Genomic DNA, 16,405 nt, shown 5'->3' on the forward strand with positions numbered 1-16,405 from the left:
ATTAAAAATTAAAAATGAAGAGCGAAAAACCTCTTAAATTTTTAATTTTTAATTGATAATTTTTAATTGTTACTCTTCCCCTTCCAGAGACTCACGAGAGAGTGACTCATAAGTCGGTCTAGGAGGTGTGCGCCGGGCAGCTTGGTCTGCCATTAGGTCTACTTCCACATCCAGGGAACTACCATCTGCTTGGGTTTCCACCTTATGCACGGCAATATCCAAACCCAAAGATTGCAACTCGCGCATTAAGACCTTGAAAGATTCAGGAGTACCAGGACGGGGAATAGCCTTACCCTTGACAATGGCGTTGAGGGCTTCATTCCGTCCCTGCATATCATCGGATTTGACAGTTAACAATTCTTGCAAAGTATAAGCAGCGCCGAAAGCTTCCAACGCCCAAACTTCCATTTCTCCAAATCTTTGCCCACCCTGTTGAGCCTTACCGCCCAAAGGTTGCTGAGTCACCAGAGAATAGGGTCCAGTGGAACGGGCGTGAATTTTGTCATCAACCAAATGCACGAGCTTGAGCATATAGGCCACACCGACGGTAATAGCCCGGTCAAAGGGTTCACCAGTGCGACCATCATAGACCATGATTTTACCGGCATTGTCGGGGTTATAGATCCAGTCTTTAGTGGTTTCGTCTCTGGCTTCTTGGAGTTTGCCGTGAACTAGCCGCCGGGAAGTTTCTTCGCCATACATTTCATCGAAGGGAGTAATCTTGAACCTGACTCCCAAATTATGACCTGCCCAACCCAGTAAACATTCAAACACCTGACCCACATTCATCCGGCTGGGGACACCCAAGGGATTGAGAACAATATCCACGGGTGAACCGTCAGCTAAGTAGGGCATATCTTCAGCAGCCAGAATCCGGGAAATAATCCCCTTGTTGCCATGTCTCCCTGCCATTTTGTCGCCCACTTGGATTTTGCGCTTTTGAGCGACATAAACCCGGACTACCATATTTGCCCCCGGTGGCAGTTCATCACCTTGTTCACGGGTGAACAACCGGACATCAACTACCCGACCTTTTTCACCATTGGGAACTCGCAGGGAGTTGTCGCGGACATCACGGGCTTTTTCACCAAAGATGGCGCGGAGGAGTTTTTCTTCGGGGGGTTGGTCAGATTCACCCTTGGGAGTAACTTTTCCCACGAGAATATCCCCAGCATCTACCCACGCCCCAATGCGGATAATGCCTTGTTCATCCAATTGTCTAAGGGCATCTTCACCAACGTTGGGAATTTCTCTGGTGATTTCTTCGGGTCCGAGTTTGGTTTGTCTGGCTTCGATTTCGTATTTTTCGATGTGAATGGAAGTATAGACATCTTCCTGTACCAGGCGCTCGGAAATGAGAATTGCGTCCTCGTAGTTGTAGCCTTCCCAGGGCATATAGGCGACAACTATATTTTGTCCTAGTGCCAGTTCTCCCCCTTCTGTGGAGGAACCATCTGCCAATACCTGACCGGCTACGACTTTTTCGCCAATTCTCACCAATGGTTTTTGGTTTAAACAGGTGTCTTGGTTGGAACGTTGATATTTGGAAAGTTTGTATTTAAGTTCTTGGCCTTTTTCAATAACTTGGCTACCACTGGCTGCGGACAACTGACCACTGGCGCGGACACGAATTTCTGTGGCATCAACATAGACCACATCGCCATCGGTGCGGGAAACTATCACCATGCCGGAGTCTCTGGCGGCTTGGGCCTCCAAACCGGTTCCCACCAAGGGGCGTTCTGGTCTGAGTAGGGGTACAGCTTGGCGCTGCATATTAGAACCCATGAGCGCTCGGTTAGCGTCGTCATGTTCCAAGAAGGGAATCATGCTGGTGGCTACTGAGACAATCTGCACTGGAGAAACTGCCACATAATCCACCTGTTCGGGTCCTGTGGTTGTCCAGTCTTGGCGATAGCGCACTGGCACGTGGGGTCCTTTGATGTAACCATTTTCATCCAGGGGAACGTCACCTGTGGCTGTCCGCAGGTCGTCTTCTTCGTCTGCTGTCATGTAAACAGGCAGCACATCAAAGAGGACTTTGCCATTTTCTACTGGTCGGAAGGGTGTTTCTAGAAAACCATAGAGGTTAACGCGGGCATGGGTGGCTAATGAACCGATGAGTCCGGCATTTGGTCCTTCTGGTGTTTCAATGGGGCAAATCCGTCCGTAGTGGCTGGGGTGAATATCTCGAACTGCAAACCCGGCTCTTTCTCTGGTCAAACCACCTGGCCCCAAGGCACTGAGGCGGCGTTTATGGGTCAATTCTGCCAAGGGATTAGTTTGATCCATGAATTGACTGAGTTGGCTCGAACCAAAGAATTCTTTGATAGCTGCTACTAAGGGTTTGGGGTTAACTAGAGATGCGGGAGTGAGAGATTCGGCATCGGATACGGTCATCCGTTCTCGAATAATTCTTTCTAAGCGATTTAACCCTACTCTGACTTGATTTTGCAGCAATTCACCAACGCTTCTGACTCGGCGATTTCCGAGGTGGTCAATGTCATCAATACTACCGATGTCGTATTCTAGATTTATGAGGTAATCAATGGCGGCTAAGATGTCCCCAGGGGTGAGGACGCGCATGGTGTCGGGGGCGGAAAGACGAAGTTTTTTGTTGAGTTTATAACGTCCAACTTTACCCAGGTCATAGCGTTTAGGATCAAAGAAGCGGGAGTCTAAAAGCTGTTGTCCACCTAGGACTGTAGGCGGTTCACCGGGACGAAGTTTCCGATATAATTCCATTAGGGCTTCTTCTTCGGAAAATTGCCCTTCTTTTTCGATGGTTTTTTGGAAGTATTCTGGATGGCGCAGTGCATCAAATATCTCGTTATCTGATAATCCCAGGGCTTTCAACAGTACCTGGGCTGACAGTTTCCGGGTTTTGTCTATCCGTACCCAAACTAAGTCATTACGATCTGTTTCAAATTTCAGCCATGCCCCCCGGTTGGGAATTAAGCTGGCAGAATAAGTCCGTCGTCCGTTTTTATCAATTTCTGATTTATAGTAAACTCCAGGCGATCGCACAATTTGATTGACAATGACGCGTTCAGCACCGTTGATAATAAATGTGCCTCTATCTGTCATCAATGGCAAATCGCCAATAAATACTTCTTGTTCTTTAATGTCTCCTGTTTCTTTGTTTAGCAACCGGGTGGGGACATACATTTGCACTGCATAAGTGCTATCTCTCCGCTTGGATTCTTCAACACTGTATTTAGGTTCTTTAAGTTTATAGTTATTGCCTAAAAAGTGCAGTTCTAGTTTGCCAGTGTAGTCTGTAATTGGACTAAAGGAGTTCAGTTCTTCGATTAGCCCTTCTTCTAGAAACCAGCGAAAACTAGAACGCTGAATTTCAATCAAGTCGGGTAATAGAAAGGCGGATTCCATGTATTTATCGTCGTTAGTCATGCCTTTACCTTTATCAACCTGGTTAAACTTTCAAAGAGGTATTGGTGGAGTTCTGCCATGAAGGCTTTTTTGCATAAAATATGAATTGGTGAGTGTTGAAGTCTATTTACTTGGTAACAGCCTGCTCCACCGACAATTTAGCTGATAGCGTGGCGTTGGCTATAAGATTTTTTTTACTTCACACTTCTTCATACTTCACCCCTCACACCTTATGCCTGATACTTTATCCTTGCTGTAAGATCCCCAAACTGGGAGTTCCGCAAGAGTCGAATTCGATAGCGCAATATGGCATCAGAGCCTGCACTATGGATTTGATATGGATATGATTGTCTGGACTAGACAATTATTTTTAACGATTTTCTTTATTGTTTGATATATTGAAGGATTGCTGTTTTCAGGTTTCAAGTTTTTTTTAGTCAACCTAGGTTGCCACGGTTTGTTATCTATTGAGAGCATCCGTTTGTAGAGATTTAAGTGGATGGGCAGACAATTTTGGATTTTAGATTGGGGTTGTTGCGATTGATCAAGCTGGCTAAAACCACAAATTCCCAAACTGGCTAATATCATTTTGATAACAGCACAAATTGAGTTTTAGGAGTTATTATCCTTCCTTTACCATTATGGCTTAACCTAAATGTTTTAGAGGGAATAATTCTAGCACATTTTCATTCAATAGAAGTATCTTCTTGATGAAATCAGCGCTAATTCTTTGGGACTTGATGCTGATCTACAACGCTAGACCAAATAATCTACAGGCATTTTGGGTGGTTTTCTGGGCAATTTCCTCTATTGTTTCTTCTCGTAGTTTTGCTAATTGCTCCGCTACATAGCGAACATTGGCGGGTTCATTCCGCTTTTCGCCACGTTTGGGAACGGGTGACAGAAATGGACAATCTGTTTCTATCAGTAAGCGATCGCTATTCACCATTGCGGCAGACTCTTGAATAGTTTTAGCATTCTTGAATGTCACTGTGCCGCTAAAGCTAATATAGAAACCTAAATCTAGAAACCATTGAGTTTCTTCTGGTGTCCCTCCCCAGCAGTGCATGACACCCCGTACCCTTTCCCCATGCCAATTCCGCCATTTTTGCAATACATCCCTGACTGCTGGTGCAGCATCACGACAATGGATGATCACTGGTAAATTCAGTTCACAAGCGATCGCTAATTGTGATGCAAATACCTCATGCTGAAGCTCATAATTATCTGCTTTGTAGAAATCCAACCCCATTTCCCCAATGGCTACCACTTGAGAATGAGAACTGGCTAAAGACTTGATTTGGGCGGCTGTTTGGTCATCCCATTTATGAGCATCCAGAGGATGCAGCCCCACAGCAAAGCTAAGTTCAGGAAACTGCTCGGCTATGCGCCTAATGCTCGCAAATTCCTGGGGGTGAACACAGGAGTGGACTAATCGGACTACTCCTGCTTCTTGCCACCGAGTGCGAACGGCTGCTAAATCTGGCTGGAAAGTGTCAAAGTTAATGTGTACGTGGGTATCTATAAGTTGCATAGCTTATCATTAATCAATGGTCAGTGGTGAGTTAGCGCGGTCTTGAAGGTTTCCCCAATGAACAAATGACTAACCCCGGAGAGGGTGAGTTGTCAACAAACCACTGACTATTGACTAAGCGGTAAGGGTTTTGTGTTTACGAGCTAAACTTGACTTTTTTCTAGCTCCATTGTTGGCATGAAGCACACCAGTCTTCACAGCTTTATCAATTTTGCTGTAAGCTTCGGACATTCTCGTTTCCACTTCCTGCTTGAGTTCTGTTGTCGGGTTGGCAGCAAAAGCTTCCACAGAACTAAAGTATTTCTTCATCAGCGTTTTAACTGCTGATTTATAAGCTTTGTTACGCAGTCGGTTTCGTTCTCCGATTTGAGCGCGTTTAAGAGCAGATTTTGTATTCGCCACAGTAATTCCAAAAAAAGACTATTAATTATGTACACACACTACTAGGTTTAATAAATATAGCATTATTTTTGCTGATGTGATAATTTTTGAAAAAAAATATTTTATTTGGGCGTAAAAGCTGATGCTTACGGCTAAAAAAATAGATTAGAATGGTTTACTGACAAGGAAAACAGACCAGTTACCTCAATTCAGACAGAGGGAATATTAAATTTCTGGGGTTCCTTTTAGGAACTACGGTCAGAAACGGTAAGTTCTACCGAGATTGCCTGTGGAGCGGAAAAACCTCTTAGAAGCCATTCTAAGACCGTGATGAAGCAGGAAGTAAACACTAAGGTTATCGCTGTCCAGATGTGTCTAGACTTTGGTAATTTTGGGTAAGTTTTATAGAACGGTTGTCCGAGTTTTATAAAGTAGTATCAGAAAAAATCCAGGTTAAGCTAGAGAAGAGAATCATATCCAGCTTTAGACCCTAACACCGCAGAGCGGAAGTCAAAAGTCAAAAATCAAAGGTCAAAAAGCTTATATGTTAGGCTTTTTAGCTATTTTGAATGGTTTTTCTACTGACGCAATGTTGTAGTAGCAAGTAAAAAGCCCAAATGGTTCTTAAAATCAAAATATTGTAAAATTTGGCATTGTCATTACTCCATGCTGCGAATTATTACTCAGCAGGCAGACGTTAGATCAGAACTGCAACGGATCTGCGATCGCACCCAGGATGAACAGGTACTTCATAAAGAAGCAACAGTCCGCGAAGTGTTGCAAGCGGTGAAGCGCCAAGGTGACAAAGCTGTACTACATTATACAGCGGAATTTGATCACCAAATCCTCAAACCAGAAGAACTCAAAGTAACAGGCTCAGAACTGGATGCAGCTTACCAACAGGTATCCAAGGATTTACTCCAGGCGATTCGCCTCGCTTGCCAAAAAATAGAAGCTTTTCACCGTCAGCGAGTTCCCAAAAGCTGGGTACAGTTTGGTGATGATCAAGTAGTTTTAGGCAAACGCTATACCCCCGTAGACCGAGCAGGTTTATATATCCCAGGCGGTCGGGCTTGTTACCCCAGTACAGTGTTAATGAACGCCATTCCGGCCAAAGTGGCTGGTGTCCCTCGTGTGGTGATGGTGACACCTGCTAGAGGCGGTAAAATGGTGAATCCTGCGGTTTTGGTAGCGGCCCAAGAAGCAGGAGTTCAGGAAATTTACCGTGTGGGTGGCGCTCAAGCTATCGCGGCTTTAGCCTATGGCACAGAAACCATTCCCAAGGTTAATGTCATTACAGGACCAGGGAATATTTATGTCACCTTGGCGAAAAAGTTGGTTTACGGAACGGTGGGAATTGATTCTTTAGCAGGTCCTAGCGAAGTGCTGGTAATTGCTGATGAAACAGCTAATCCTGCCTATGTAGCGGCTGACTTGTTAGCTCAAGCAGAACATGATCCTATGGCGGCCGCAATTTTGCTGACAACAGATGCTGGGTTGGCAAAAAAAGTACAAATGGCGGTGGAAAGACAATTGGTAGATCACCCGCGCCGGATAGATACGGAAAAAGCGATCGCCCATTATGGTTTAATCGTCGTGGTGGAATCCCTGGAAGCCGCCGCCGAACTTGCCAACGAGTTTGCACCAGAACACTTAGAATTAGAAGTTGCTGATCCTTGGGCTTTAATGAACCAAATTCGCCATGCTGGGGCAATTTTCTTGGGTAGTTCCACACCTGAAGCTGTAGGAGACTATTTAGCCGGTCCTAACCATACCTTACCTACTTCCGGTGCAGCCCGTTATGCTTCAGCTTTAGGGGTAGAAACATTTTTAAAACACTCAAGTATTATCCAATACTCACAAACTGCTTTGGAAAAAGTGGCATCTGCCATTGACATCTTAGCAACTACGGAGGGTTTACCTTCTCATGCTGATTCCGTTAAACTCAGGGTAGAGGATTGACACTCTTAGGTTGAAAATACGGTCCTAAAAATTACTCCCCCGTAAGCAGGCTATCGTCAACGCCCCCAGTGTACCGATAGTCCTTCAAATAAATTTAAAATGCGAACAATTGCGGAAATTAATGAGAAAATCACCCGAAAACGGGCGGTAGTCTGGACTGCTGAAGAGTTAAAAGCCCGAGTTGCGGAAATTGGTGTTAGTAAAGCTGCCAAAGAAGTAGATGTAATTACCACTGGCACATTTGAACCAATGGAATCAAGTGGTGCAATTATTAACTTAGGACATACTGACCCACCCATTAAAATTCGGCGTTGCTGGTTAGATGGAGTCCCGGCTTATGCGGGTTTTGGGGCTGTGGATTTATACTTAGGTGCTAGTTGTCCAGTTGACTCTCTGGATGGGGAAGATGTGCGGGAACGTGGTGGTGGTCATGTGATTGAGGATTTAATTGCCGGTAAATCTATCCAAGTTCGCGCTGTGGGACAAGTTACCGATTGCTACCCTAGAGCCACATTTGAAACCACCGTTACCCGTGACACTATCAATCAGTTTTATTTATTTAATCCGCGCAATCTTTATCAAAATTTTATTGTTGGTGTGAATGGAGGCGATCGCCCACTACATACCTATCTAGGACCATTGCAACCCCGCTTAGGAAATGCGGTTTATTCTAACCCCGGTTCGCTTTCCCCCCTCCTGAATGACCCCGATTTACAACTTGTGGGAATTGGGACAAAGATTTTTTTGGCTGGGGGTGTTGGTTATGTGGCTTGGGAAGGGACACAACATTTTCCCTTGCAAAAGCGGTTAGAAAATCGCACACCTATTGGACCTTCGGCAACTTTGGCGTTAATTGGTGATGCTAAACAAATGGATGCGCGATGGATACGAGGCTGTTATTTTAAAAGCTATGGACCATCTTTAATGATGGGTGTGGGTGTACCATTGCCAGTTTTAAATGCTGGTGTGGTAGAACGCTGTGCTGTGCAAGACAAGGATTTAGTAGCACCAATTGTAGATTTTTCGATTCCTCGTCGTGTCCGTCCTACCTTCGGTTTAGTGAGTTACGCACAACTTAAATCTGGACGTATCACTATTGAAGGTAGGACGGTACGAGTAGCCTCTTTAGCCAGTTTATTTCTTTCCCGACAAGTAGCCCAAGAGTTGAAACAGTGGATTAAAGAAGGGATATTTACCCTAACTGAACCAGTAGCCTCAATTCCTATGGAGCGTTCTTTTTTACCCCAAGACCGTTGGACGGAGTTTTAAGATTGGGGACTGGGGACTGGGGACTGGGGACTGGGGACTGGGTAATAGTTTTTATCAATTACCAATCACCAATCACCAATTACCAATCACCAATTACCTATTCCCCAGCAGGTTTAGGCTTTTTAACTGGCATAGGAGTGGGGGTTTTTGGTATGGGTTTGGTGATGACGGTGGGATCACCTGCTGTCTTTTTAATGGGACGTGGGGCATCTCCATTGCCATTGCGTCTGGGAGGGAATGGCCTTCTATCACCACCACCACCACCACCACCACCACGAGGCGCTCCTTTGAACGGTGGTCGGCGTTTTTTGGGTAAATCGGCGATCGCTTCGGCATTAACTACTACTAATGCGTCATTTTCCCGTTTAACATTGAAGTCCCAGAACTTACCTACAGCTTTGGTAGTTAATACGCCCTTGAGTTTCAACTTAAAATATTTAGCTTTATCAGTAGGTTTACGGGGAGCTTGTTTGATTTTCACAACCAAACTCTTTTCGTCAAAAGACTGGTAAACTACCTCACCACGCACAGAAAAGCCACCATCAGGAACTGCTGATGAGGGTTTTGGATGAATGCTTAACGCTACACTACCGTTATTAGAAACTGCTGTCGAATCTGTACCAGCTTCATCTAGTTCATATTTGGCCAGATTTTCTGGTTCCCAAACACCAACAATTTGCAGGTGCAATGCGTCATTTTCTTGTCTAGTGCGGGGATAAACTACCCATAGATGTTCTGTTTCTAGGTCTAAGTGATTTTTGACTAAACTCATAATCCGACCTAAGAGGACGGCATTAAGTTCAACCCCATCTTTTGTGATTAGTGTTCCTTGGGTGAACTGTTCATCACTAGCATGGTAACATCCGCGAATTAACCCAATAGCTCGGTATTGAGTCGGTTCGCTAGGAGGTGGAATTGGTTGTTCTCGATTAGGCAAATGCCCATTAGAGTCAGTCAGGGATTTTTCCAGTTTAGAGGATTGGTCTGCTAATGTATTAGCATTAACAGGGGATTCAATCTCTTTTATGCCTTGGTTAGAGGCTGTTAAATTTGCGGATTCAGAAGACGGCATCAGGTCGGAATTCATAAAAACTCCTTACGGCACAAGACATACCCCATTGTGGGATTTAATAAAAACAAAGGAAAAGAGCAAGTGTGTGACTGATCAAAGTATATTTCTTTTTAATCTGGTCACTCCCTTGATGCTCTGTACGAAAATCAAAACGCTAGATATCACATTTATACACTAAATGTGTAATTTAGCGTCCTTAATCCAGTTATGGCTTACGCCAAGCTACGCTATCGGAAGCATAGCATAGCGATAATTCGGACGGATCTTCCTAAAGTCATCACTTACTTTAGCAGGATAGATATTTATTTGTTATAAAATTCACAGACAAATGACCGTATTCCGCAAAGTTTTGGAAATTTTTAACTTTGCAATTTATCTCATTCCCATTTAGGAGCAGAATAATATTGTGTCTGAATCGCGTAATCGCTGGATAGTCCGAGTAGTTTTAGCTTTCGCTGTTGTTGCTTTTTTGGGTGTTTCTATTATGCCCATCATTACAGCGGTTAATAAACCCCAATCATCTCCACAAAATCAGCCCACTGCTGACCCTAAAATATCTTCATCGGAGCAAAAGTCAAAACTGGAAGATCAAGTTCGGGGTTATGAATTAGTTTTACAAAAAGATGCAGAAAATCAAACTGCACTCAAGGGACTTTTGCAAGCGCGTTTAGGTTTGTTGAGTCAAAAAAGCCAAGGGGAAGTTAAACCAGCGGATATTCAAGCTGTGATTGAACCTTTGGAAAAACTCGCTAAACTCAATCCCCAACAGTCGGAGTATGGGGTTTTACTGGCACAAGCTAAACAACAAATTGGCGATAAGGAGGGGGCTGCTCAAACTTATCGCTCTATTTTAACTACAAAACCGGGCGATTTGAAAGCTTTGCAGGGAATGGTGAATTTGCAATTAAGCGAAAAGCGTCCAGAAGCAGCTATTGGCTTATTACAAGAGAGTTTGGCTGCTGCGACTCAAGCGAATACTATTCAGCCGGGAAGTGTGGATGTTGTTGCTGTGCAGGTGCTTTTAGGTAGTGTCTACGCTTTTCAAAAGAATGATAATAAAGCTATCTCTGCTTATGATCAAGCAATTAAGAAAGATGCTCAAGATTTTCGCCCCGTTTTAGCAAAGGCAATGCTGTTTAAGGAACAAGGTAAGCTTGATAAAGCAAAACCTTTATTTGATAGTGCGACGGCTTTAGCACCGGCTCAGTATAAGGATGAAATAAATAAAGCCGCAGCTTCTAATCTTACTCCACCTGAAGCAATAGTTGAAGAAACACCTCAATCAACACCTGAAGCAATAACCGAAGAAACAAAATAGAAATGTATTGATCGAGTAACTAAGGAATTGATTGAGCGTGATAGAGGTGAAGTTGTAACAAAGTCAAAAATGGAAGCGTATATGCTTGTATATAGAATAAGATGTAATCTTAATCGGTAGCATCTTTTGATTATTGGTATAGCATAGGAGTTACGCATTGCTATAGCAATCCTAGATTAGTTATGAATAACAAGATCCCGGACTTCTCTAAGAAGTCCGGGATCTGAACTCTGGTAATGTTCAGTTTATTTTCCTTCTATGGCTGCCACTATGCCGAAGATGATAAATAGAAAGCCACCTACAAAGGTAATTTGCCGTTCGGATATCTTACCTGCTATTAATCTACCACCGATGACGGCGATCGCTGCACAAATTGCGTGTCCTAATATTGCACCAGCGGTGACACCAATGGGGTTATTTCCAGCAGCTAGGGCTATGGTGGCTATTTGTGTGCGATCGCCCCATTCTGCTATAAATGTTAGTACGAAGGATTTCAGTAAAATTGACCAAACACTTTTTTGCTGGGAATTATCTAAATCTGCTTTTTCCACCGCTTCTTGTGCTTCTTCTGCGACTTCTTCGGTAGCAGATACACCCATTTTATTGGCATCATAAATTAACTTCAAACCAAAGGCAATAAAGAAAACTATTTTGGCGTAATGAATATAGTCTTTTGGCAATAAAGATGCTACCTGCCCAAGCGCAACTGATAAGACAGTCATAGCCGCCAAAGCAGCTACCACACCAGCGAATACCAAGCGTCGGGGGTGGTGAATGGACAAAATCACAGCAATAAAAAATGTTTTATCACCTAGTTCGGAAAAGGTAATTAGTAGTAAACCTTGGGTAAAAGCTGTTAACACTCTCTCAAACTCCTAAAGGATTTTTTACCTGTGTGGAGTATCAATGAGAGCAATCAAACCTCACTGAACTCCACATAGTTAAATGTGTAGTCAGTGAAGGTCTCGCTTTCAAATACTTTATTTATTCGCTATCTAAACCAGGCTCATCACCAGTATGTTGACTTAGATATACTGAACAGAAAACTTTGATTTACTGCCAGCAGCTACTCCCCTTCTATTAGTCATGTATAATACTCTTTTTGACAATAAAAGTCAAGCCATAAACCCTAATTTGAGATTATGACCTATTTAGAAACCGCAGCCCAATTTTACAGCCAAGTTGCTCAAACACCGGAAGTGGGGCTATGCTGTGTCCAAAGTACACCTTTACAATTACCAGGACTGAAAATTCCTATAGCTATGCAGGAAATGAACTATGGTTGTGGAACTACAGTTCATCACAATGAACTCAGTAATGAACCCACAGTTTTATATGTTGGTGTCGGTGGTGGCTTAGAAGCTTTGCAATTTGCTTATTTTTCTCGTCGTCCTGGTGCGATTATTGCTGTCGAACCTGTGGAAGCTATGAGAGAAGCTGCAACCCGTAATTTACAACTTGCTGCAAAGGAAAACCCTTGGTTTGATCCTAGCTTTGTCGAAATTCGTCCGGGAGATGCTTTTAATTTACCTGTTGCGGATGCTTCTGTAGATGTAGTAGCGCAAAATTGCCTGTTTAATATTTTTGAACCAGCAGATTTAACTCGTGCTTTAAAAGAAGCATATCGGGTATTAAAATCAGGTGGACGCTTGCAGATGAGTGACCCGATTGCAACAAGTCCAATTCCTGCTCATTTACAACAAAATGAACATTTACGCGCTTTATGTTTATCTGGCGCACTTACATATCAAGAGTATACTAACTTAATTATTAATGCTGGTTTTGGACAAATTGAAATTCGCGCTCGTCGTCCTTATCGCTTATTAGATAAACAAACTTATCAACTTTCGGAAAATCTACTTTTAGAAAGTCTCGATTCTGTGGCTTTTAAAGTAGATATTCCCGCGGACGGAGCTTGTATTTTTACTGGTAAAACAGCGATTTATGCAGGTAAGGAAATATTTTTTGATGATAAGAATGGGCATATTTTACAAAGAGGAATTCCTGCGGCGGTTTGTGATAAAACAGCGGCAAATTTAGCAGTTGTAAATCCTGAAGAAATTATAATTACTGATTCTACATGGTATTACGATGGTGGGGGATGTTGTTAATTTTAGATAGTTATAGCTTGCGTGACGATGCAATAATCATCCGCCACGCTATCAGCAAGTTCTAATTAAAACTATGATTCTTGAATTTCTTTTTGTAAAGCCTGAATTTGCTGAAGAGATAATTCCGTAATTTCGGCAATTTGTTCTAAACTCATGCCAGTTCGTAACAATTTTAAAGCAAACTTTCTGGTTGCTTCTGCTTCACCTTCAGCTTTACCTTCTTCTAAAGCTTCTTGATAAACTCTGGTTTGTTTCAACTCACTTAAACCTAACATAGCTTCAATCTCCTCTCTGCTTTTTTTGGGTAATTTGTAGACGATAATTGTCTCAATCAGATTAATTAAATCCCGTTTAATTTTGATATCAGTTAGTTGTTGGTTTGCTTGTGCAATTAAGCGTCTTGCTAATGCTGGTGCAGCCTTCTCTGTTTCTATTACTAGTTTAACAACTCCCACCCCTAAAGAACTCTCTCCCAACTCATCTAAATAAATGCGTGTAACTCTTTCAAGCAGCAAGATTTCGCCAAATTGTAAATTCTGTTCTCTTTCTATATTACGACTAGGATAGATGATTACAGCTTGCCAAGGATGAGGAGTTTTGTATTGTCGTAGGTAGAGAAAAAGTTCTGCAAAGAGACGATAATATAAATCATCATCGGGTTGAAATTGAACCTCGACAATGTAAAATGGTTTTTTAGGATCTTTGGTGGTTGGTAAAAATAAACCGTCTAAACGAAAAGCCAGTTGTTTAACTTCACGAGAGGTAAATTCATAAACATCTGCTTCTGTGGGAGAATTATTAATTAGTTCAAAAAAGATGCTAGGAAATGCTTGAAATAAGCTATAGAAAATTGTATCGGTTTTCACGGTAATTGAGTAATTCTTATATCTAAACTCTAGTGAATTTTATCTCTTGTAGGGTGCGTCAGAGAGGATATTTTGACAAAAAACAGATTTCTTCTATCTGACGCACCCTACTCAATAAGTTATTCCCAAACGACGCAATTTCCTCGTTCCCAGTCTCTGACTGGGAATGCCATCTTAGAGGTTCTACCTCCAGGTATAATAGAGGCAGAGCCTCTTAACTACATTCCCACGCAGAGCATGGGAACGAGATGGCTTTGTCGAAATTCGTCCGGGAGATGCTTTTAATTTACCTGTTGCAGATGCTTCTGTAGACGCAAAGCCAGAAAACTCTCGTTCCCAGTCTCTGACTGGGAATGTCATCTTGGAGGTTCTACCTCTAGGTATAATAGAGGCAGAGCCTCTTAACTACATTCCCACGCAGAGCATGGGAACCAGATGTCTAAATAAATGCGTGTAACTCGCTCAAACAGCAAGATTTCCCCAAATTATAAATTCTCTTGCTTTTATTTCTAAGTTCAGTATGGTTTAATTTAGATGGAATAAATAATTAATTTTATTAAAATGGCTTTTATGCCTAAACAAGATCCCGCAAAATTAAAAAAGGTATCCATTAGTCTTCCCTTTGGTATTGGTGCTGCGGAATGGGAAGCGGACACAACAGAACGGAAAGCCGCTTGGTCGTTGTATGTGGAACTGGTAACACGGGTTGCTGTGCAGTCTTTAGAAGTTGACCAGGGGTTAGTGCGGGAAGCGTTGAATTCTTTGTATAGTTTATTCGGAACTACCCGCGAAGTTCTCAAAGCGGCTGGACCTGATGTGGGTGCTTCTAAGAACTCAGTTGGGGGTATTGCTATTGCGGTGTTGAATAATGGGTTACGACCATTTTTAGCTAAATGGCATCCTATTTTACAAGCTTGGGAAGCAAGACGGCCTATGGGGGTAAGTGTGAAGGAACACGAGGTGAGTTGGTCTGAGGAAGGAAAGTTGCGAAGCGAGTTGGCTGCTTTGCGAGGTGATTTAGAAGATTATGCGAAGGCTTTGGCGATTATTGCCGGTGTGGAGGAGTAAAATGTCTGATAACCGACTACAATTTGATGTTTTCCTTGCTCACAATAGTAAAGATAAACCAGAAGTTATAAAAATTGCCAACAAACTACGACAAGGTGGTTTAAATCCTTGGTTAGATAAGGAGCAAATTTTTCCTGGAGACAATATTCAAGAAGTTGTTTTTCAAGGAATTTCGCAGTCTAAAGTAGGTGCTTTTTTTATTAGCCAAAATAGATTGGGAGCTTTTCAGAGGAATTTAGAACTTGGTGCAATAATACAATTTTTTCTGGAAAAAAAAGAAAAAGGTTTTCGTGTGATTCCTATTTTACTTCCTGATATTAGCGATATTCCAGATGAATTATATCATTTAAAACAGTGGGCTTGGATTAGATTTACTAATTCAAATGTTGAAGAAGATGAAGAAGCATTACAGGATTTAATCCGTGGTATCAGAGGACGGAATTTTAAAGATGAAGATATAGCTTCTATTGAAAAGCGAATATTAGCTAATAAACAAGTAGTATATTCACCTCCCTCACCAAATAATACTGAACCAGAACCGGAAAAGTTTTTAGATATTCCCGTTACCAGTTTTAAATTTGAAACAGCTAAGTTAAAACCTGGCGTTTTGAGTTTGGGAAAAAGTTCAGAAATTACACCCATTTTCAAAACAGCAGAGTATTTTGCCCAAGATTTGGGAAATGGTGTAAATCTAGAAATGGTGGCTATTCCTGGAGGGACTTTTATCATGGGTTCTCCAGAAAATGAGGAAGGTTATAGTTCTTATCAAAGTCCACAACATCAAGTTACTGTTCCCCCATTTTTCATGGGTAAATATCCAGTTACTCAAAAACAATGGAAGGCTGTAGCCGCATTAGAAAAGGTTAAGATTAATTTACAATCCGATCCATCTCGTTTTAAAGGTGATAATCTGCCTGTTGAGTGTGTATCATGGAATGATGCTCAAGAATTTTGTGCCAGACTTTCCCGAATGGGAAATAAAACCTATCGTTTACCTAGCGAAGCTGAATGGGAATATGCTTGTCGTGGAGGAACTACTACCCCGTTTTATTGTGGGGAAACAATTTCTACGGATTTAGCTAATTATGCTGGTTACTGCACTTACGGGCAGGGACAAAAAGGACAGTATCGAGAAAAAACCACAGAGGTAGGAATTTTTCCCGCCAACCCTTTTGGTTTATATGATATGTGTGGGAATGTGTGGGAATGGTGTAAGGATGGGTGGCATGATCACTATATAAACGCGCCTACCGATGGCAGTGCTTGGACAAGTCTAAGCAGTCAACATAAGCTGCTGCGCGGTGGTTCGTGGTACGACAGTCCTGCTTATTGCCGTTCTGCTTATCGCTACGGCAGCAACCTCGACAACGACTACGTCAATATTGGTTTTCGGGTTGTGTGTAGTGGTGCGGCGAGGACTTGTTAGCACTCTGCACT

At 42.5% G+C, this 16,405-nt stretch carries 12 protein-coding genes; 6 read left to right on the forward strand and 6 right to left on the reverse strand.

The features are described 5' to 3' along the window. Positions 1 to 69 precede the first annotated feature (69 nt). The 3 genes from rpoB to rpsT form a co-directional block, all read right to left on the reverse strand. Positions 70 to 3,408 (reverse strand): DNA-directed RNA polymerase subunit beta, encoded by a 3,339-nt coding sequence (gene rpoB, locus FJR08_RS04715; protein ID WP_015083023.1) that lies wholly within the window; start codon positions 3,406 to 3,408, stop codon positions 70 to 72. Between the two features lie 727 nt (positions 3,409 to 4,135). After that, positions 4,136 to 4,921: a TatD family hydrolase gene (locus FJR08_RS04720; RefSeq protein WP_148764606.1), complete on the reverse strand. Its 786-nt coding sequence runs from the start codon at positions 4,919 to 4,921 to the stop codon at positions 4,136 to 4,138. A gap of 114 nt (positions 4,922 to 5,035) precedes the next feature. Beyond that, positions 5,036 to 5,323 carry a 30S ribosomal protein S20 gene (gene rpsT / locus FJR08_RS04725; RefSeq protein ID WP_168632342.1) on the reverse strand — a complete coding sequence of 96 codons (288 nt, stop codon included), beginning with the start codon at positions 5,321 to 5,323 and terminating at the stop codon, positions 5,036 to 5,038. 645 nt (positions 5,324 to 5,968) lie between these two features. Between rpsT and hisD the strand changes: the two genes are divergently transcribed. Both hisD and FJR08_RS04735 read left to right on the forward strand, forming a co-directional pair. After that, the gene (gene hisD / locus FJR08_RS04730; RefSeq protein ID WP_168632343.1) at positions 5,969 to 7,264 is read left to right on the forward strand and encodes a histidinol dehydrogenase; all 1,296 of its coding nucleotides are present in this window, start codon (positions 5,969 to 5,971) and stop codon (positions 7,262 to 7,264) included. Between the two features lie 99 nt (positions 7,265 to 7,363). Continuing rightward, on the forward strand, positions 7,364 to 8,533 hold the full coding sequence (locus tag FJR08_RS04735) for a homocysteine biosynthesis protein (RefSeq protein ID WP_168632344.1): 1,170 nt from the start codon (positions 7,364 to 7,366) through the stop codon (positions 8,531 to 8,533). A gap of 97 nt (positions 8,534 to 8,630) precedes the next feature. Here FJR08_RS04735 and FJR08_RS04740 read toward each other — a convergent pair whose 3' ends face one another. Next, positions 8,631 to 9,620, reverse strand: coding sequence for a hypothetical protein (locus FJR08_RS04740; RefSeq protein WP_168632345.1), 990 nt, complete (start codon positions 9,618 to 9,620; stop codon positions 8,631 to 8,633). 391 nt (positions 9,621 to 10,011) lie between these two features. Between FJR08_RS04740 and FJR08_RS04745 the strand changes: the two genes are divergently transcribed. Further along, a complete protein-coding gene (locus tag FJR08_RS04745; protein WP_168632346.1) occupies positions 10,012 to 10,923 on the forward strand; it encodes a lipopolysaccharide assembly protein LapB in 912 nt (303 codons plus the stop codon). 245 nt (positions 10,924 to 11,168) lie between these two features. Here the strand turns inward: FJR08_RS04745 and FJR08_RS04750 are convergent, their stop codons facing one another. Next, a complete protein-coding gene (locus FJR08_RS04750) occupies positions 11,169 to 11,786 on the reverse strand; it encodes a TMEM165/GDT1 family protein (protein WP_168632347.1) in 618 nt (205 codons plus the stop codon). 279 nt (positions 11,787 to 12,065) lie between these two features. On the opposite strand from FJR08_RS04750, the gene arsM reads away from it, so the two are divergent. After that, positions 12,066 to 13,034: an arsenosugar biosynthesis arsenite methyltransferase ArsM gene (gene arsM, locus FJR08_RS04755; RefSeq protein WP_168632348.1), complete on the forward strand. Its 969-nt coding sequence runs from the start codon at positions 12,066 to 12,068 to the stop codon at positions 13,032 to 13,034. A 71-nt stretch (positions 13,035 to 13,105) separates the two neighbouring features. Here the strand turns inward: arsM and FJR08_RS04760 are convergent, their stop codons facing one another. Continuing rightward, entirely contained in the window at positions 13,106 to 13,900 is a 795-nt protein-coding gene (locus tag FJR08_RS04760; protein WP_168632349.1) for an Rpn family recombination-promoting nuclease/putative transposase, read from the reverse strand. A gap of 570 nt (positions 13,901 to 14,470) precedes the next feature. On the opposite strand from FJR08_RS04760, the gene FJR08_RS04765 reads away from it, so the two are divergent. After that, complete coding sequence (locus tag FJR08_RS04765; protein WP_168632350.1) at positions 14,471 to 14,968, forward strand: hypothetical protein; 498 nt, start codon at positions 14,471 to 14,473, stop codon at positions 14,966 to 14,968. Between the two features lies 1 nt (position 14,969). Further along, complete coding sequence (locus FJR08_RS24180) at positions 14,970 to 16,394, forward strand: SUMF1/EgtB/PvdO family nonheme iron enzyme (protein ID WP_168632351.1); 1,425 nt, start codon at positions 14,970 to 14,972, stop codon at positions 16,392 to 16,394. Positions 16,395 to 16,405 lie beyond the last annotated feature (11 nt).

It is taken from the genome of Dolichospermum sp. UHCC 0260, from assembly GCF_009711985.1.
GTDB lineage: Bacteria > Cyanobacteriota > Cyanobacteriia > Cyanobacteriales > Nostocaceae > Dolichospermum > Dolichospermum lemmermannii.

Excerpts from the sequence above, each read along its gene's own strand:
- rpoB (WP_015083023.1), bottom strand. The coding sequence starts at position 3,408 with ATGACTAACGACGATAAATACATGGAATCCGCCTTTCTATTACCCGAC.
- FJR08_RS04720 (WP_148764606.1), bottom strand. The coding sequence starts at position 4,921 with ATGCAACTTATAGATACCCACGTACACATTAACTTTGACACTTTCCAG.
- hisD (WP_168632343.1), top strand. The coding sequence starts at position 5,969 with ATGCTGCGAATTATTACTCAGCAGGCAGACGTTAGATCAGAACTGCAA.
- FJR08_RS04735 (WP_168632344.1), top strand. The coding sequence starts at position 7,364 with ATGCGAACAATTGCGGAAATTAATGAGAAAATCACCCGAAAACGGGCG.
- FJR08_RS04740 (WP_168632345.1), bottom strand. The coding sequence starts at position 9,620 with ATGAATTCCGACCTGATGCCGTCTTCTGAATCCGCAAATTTAACAGCC.
- arsM (WP_168632348.1), top strand. The coding sequence starts at position 12,066 with ATGACCTATTTAGAAACCGCAGCCCAATTTTACAGCCAAGTTGCTCAA.
- FJR08_RS04765 (WP_168632350.1), top strand. The coding sequence starts at position 14,471 with ATGCCTAAACAAGATCCCGCAAAATTAAAAAAGGTATCCATTAGTCTT.
- FJR08_RS24180 (WP_168632351.1), top strand. The coding sequence starts at position 14,970 with ATGTCTGATAACCGACTACAATTTGATGTTTTCCTTGCTCACAATAGT.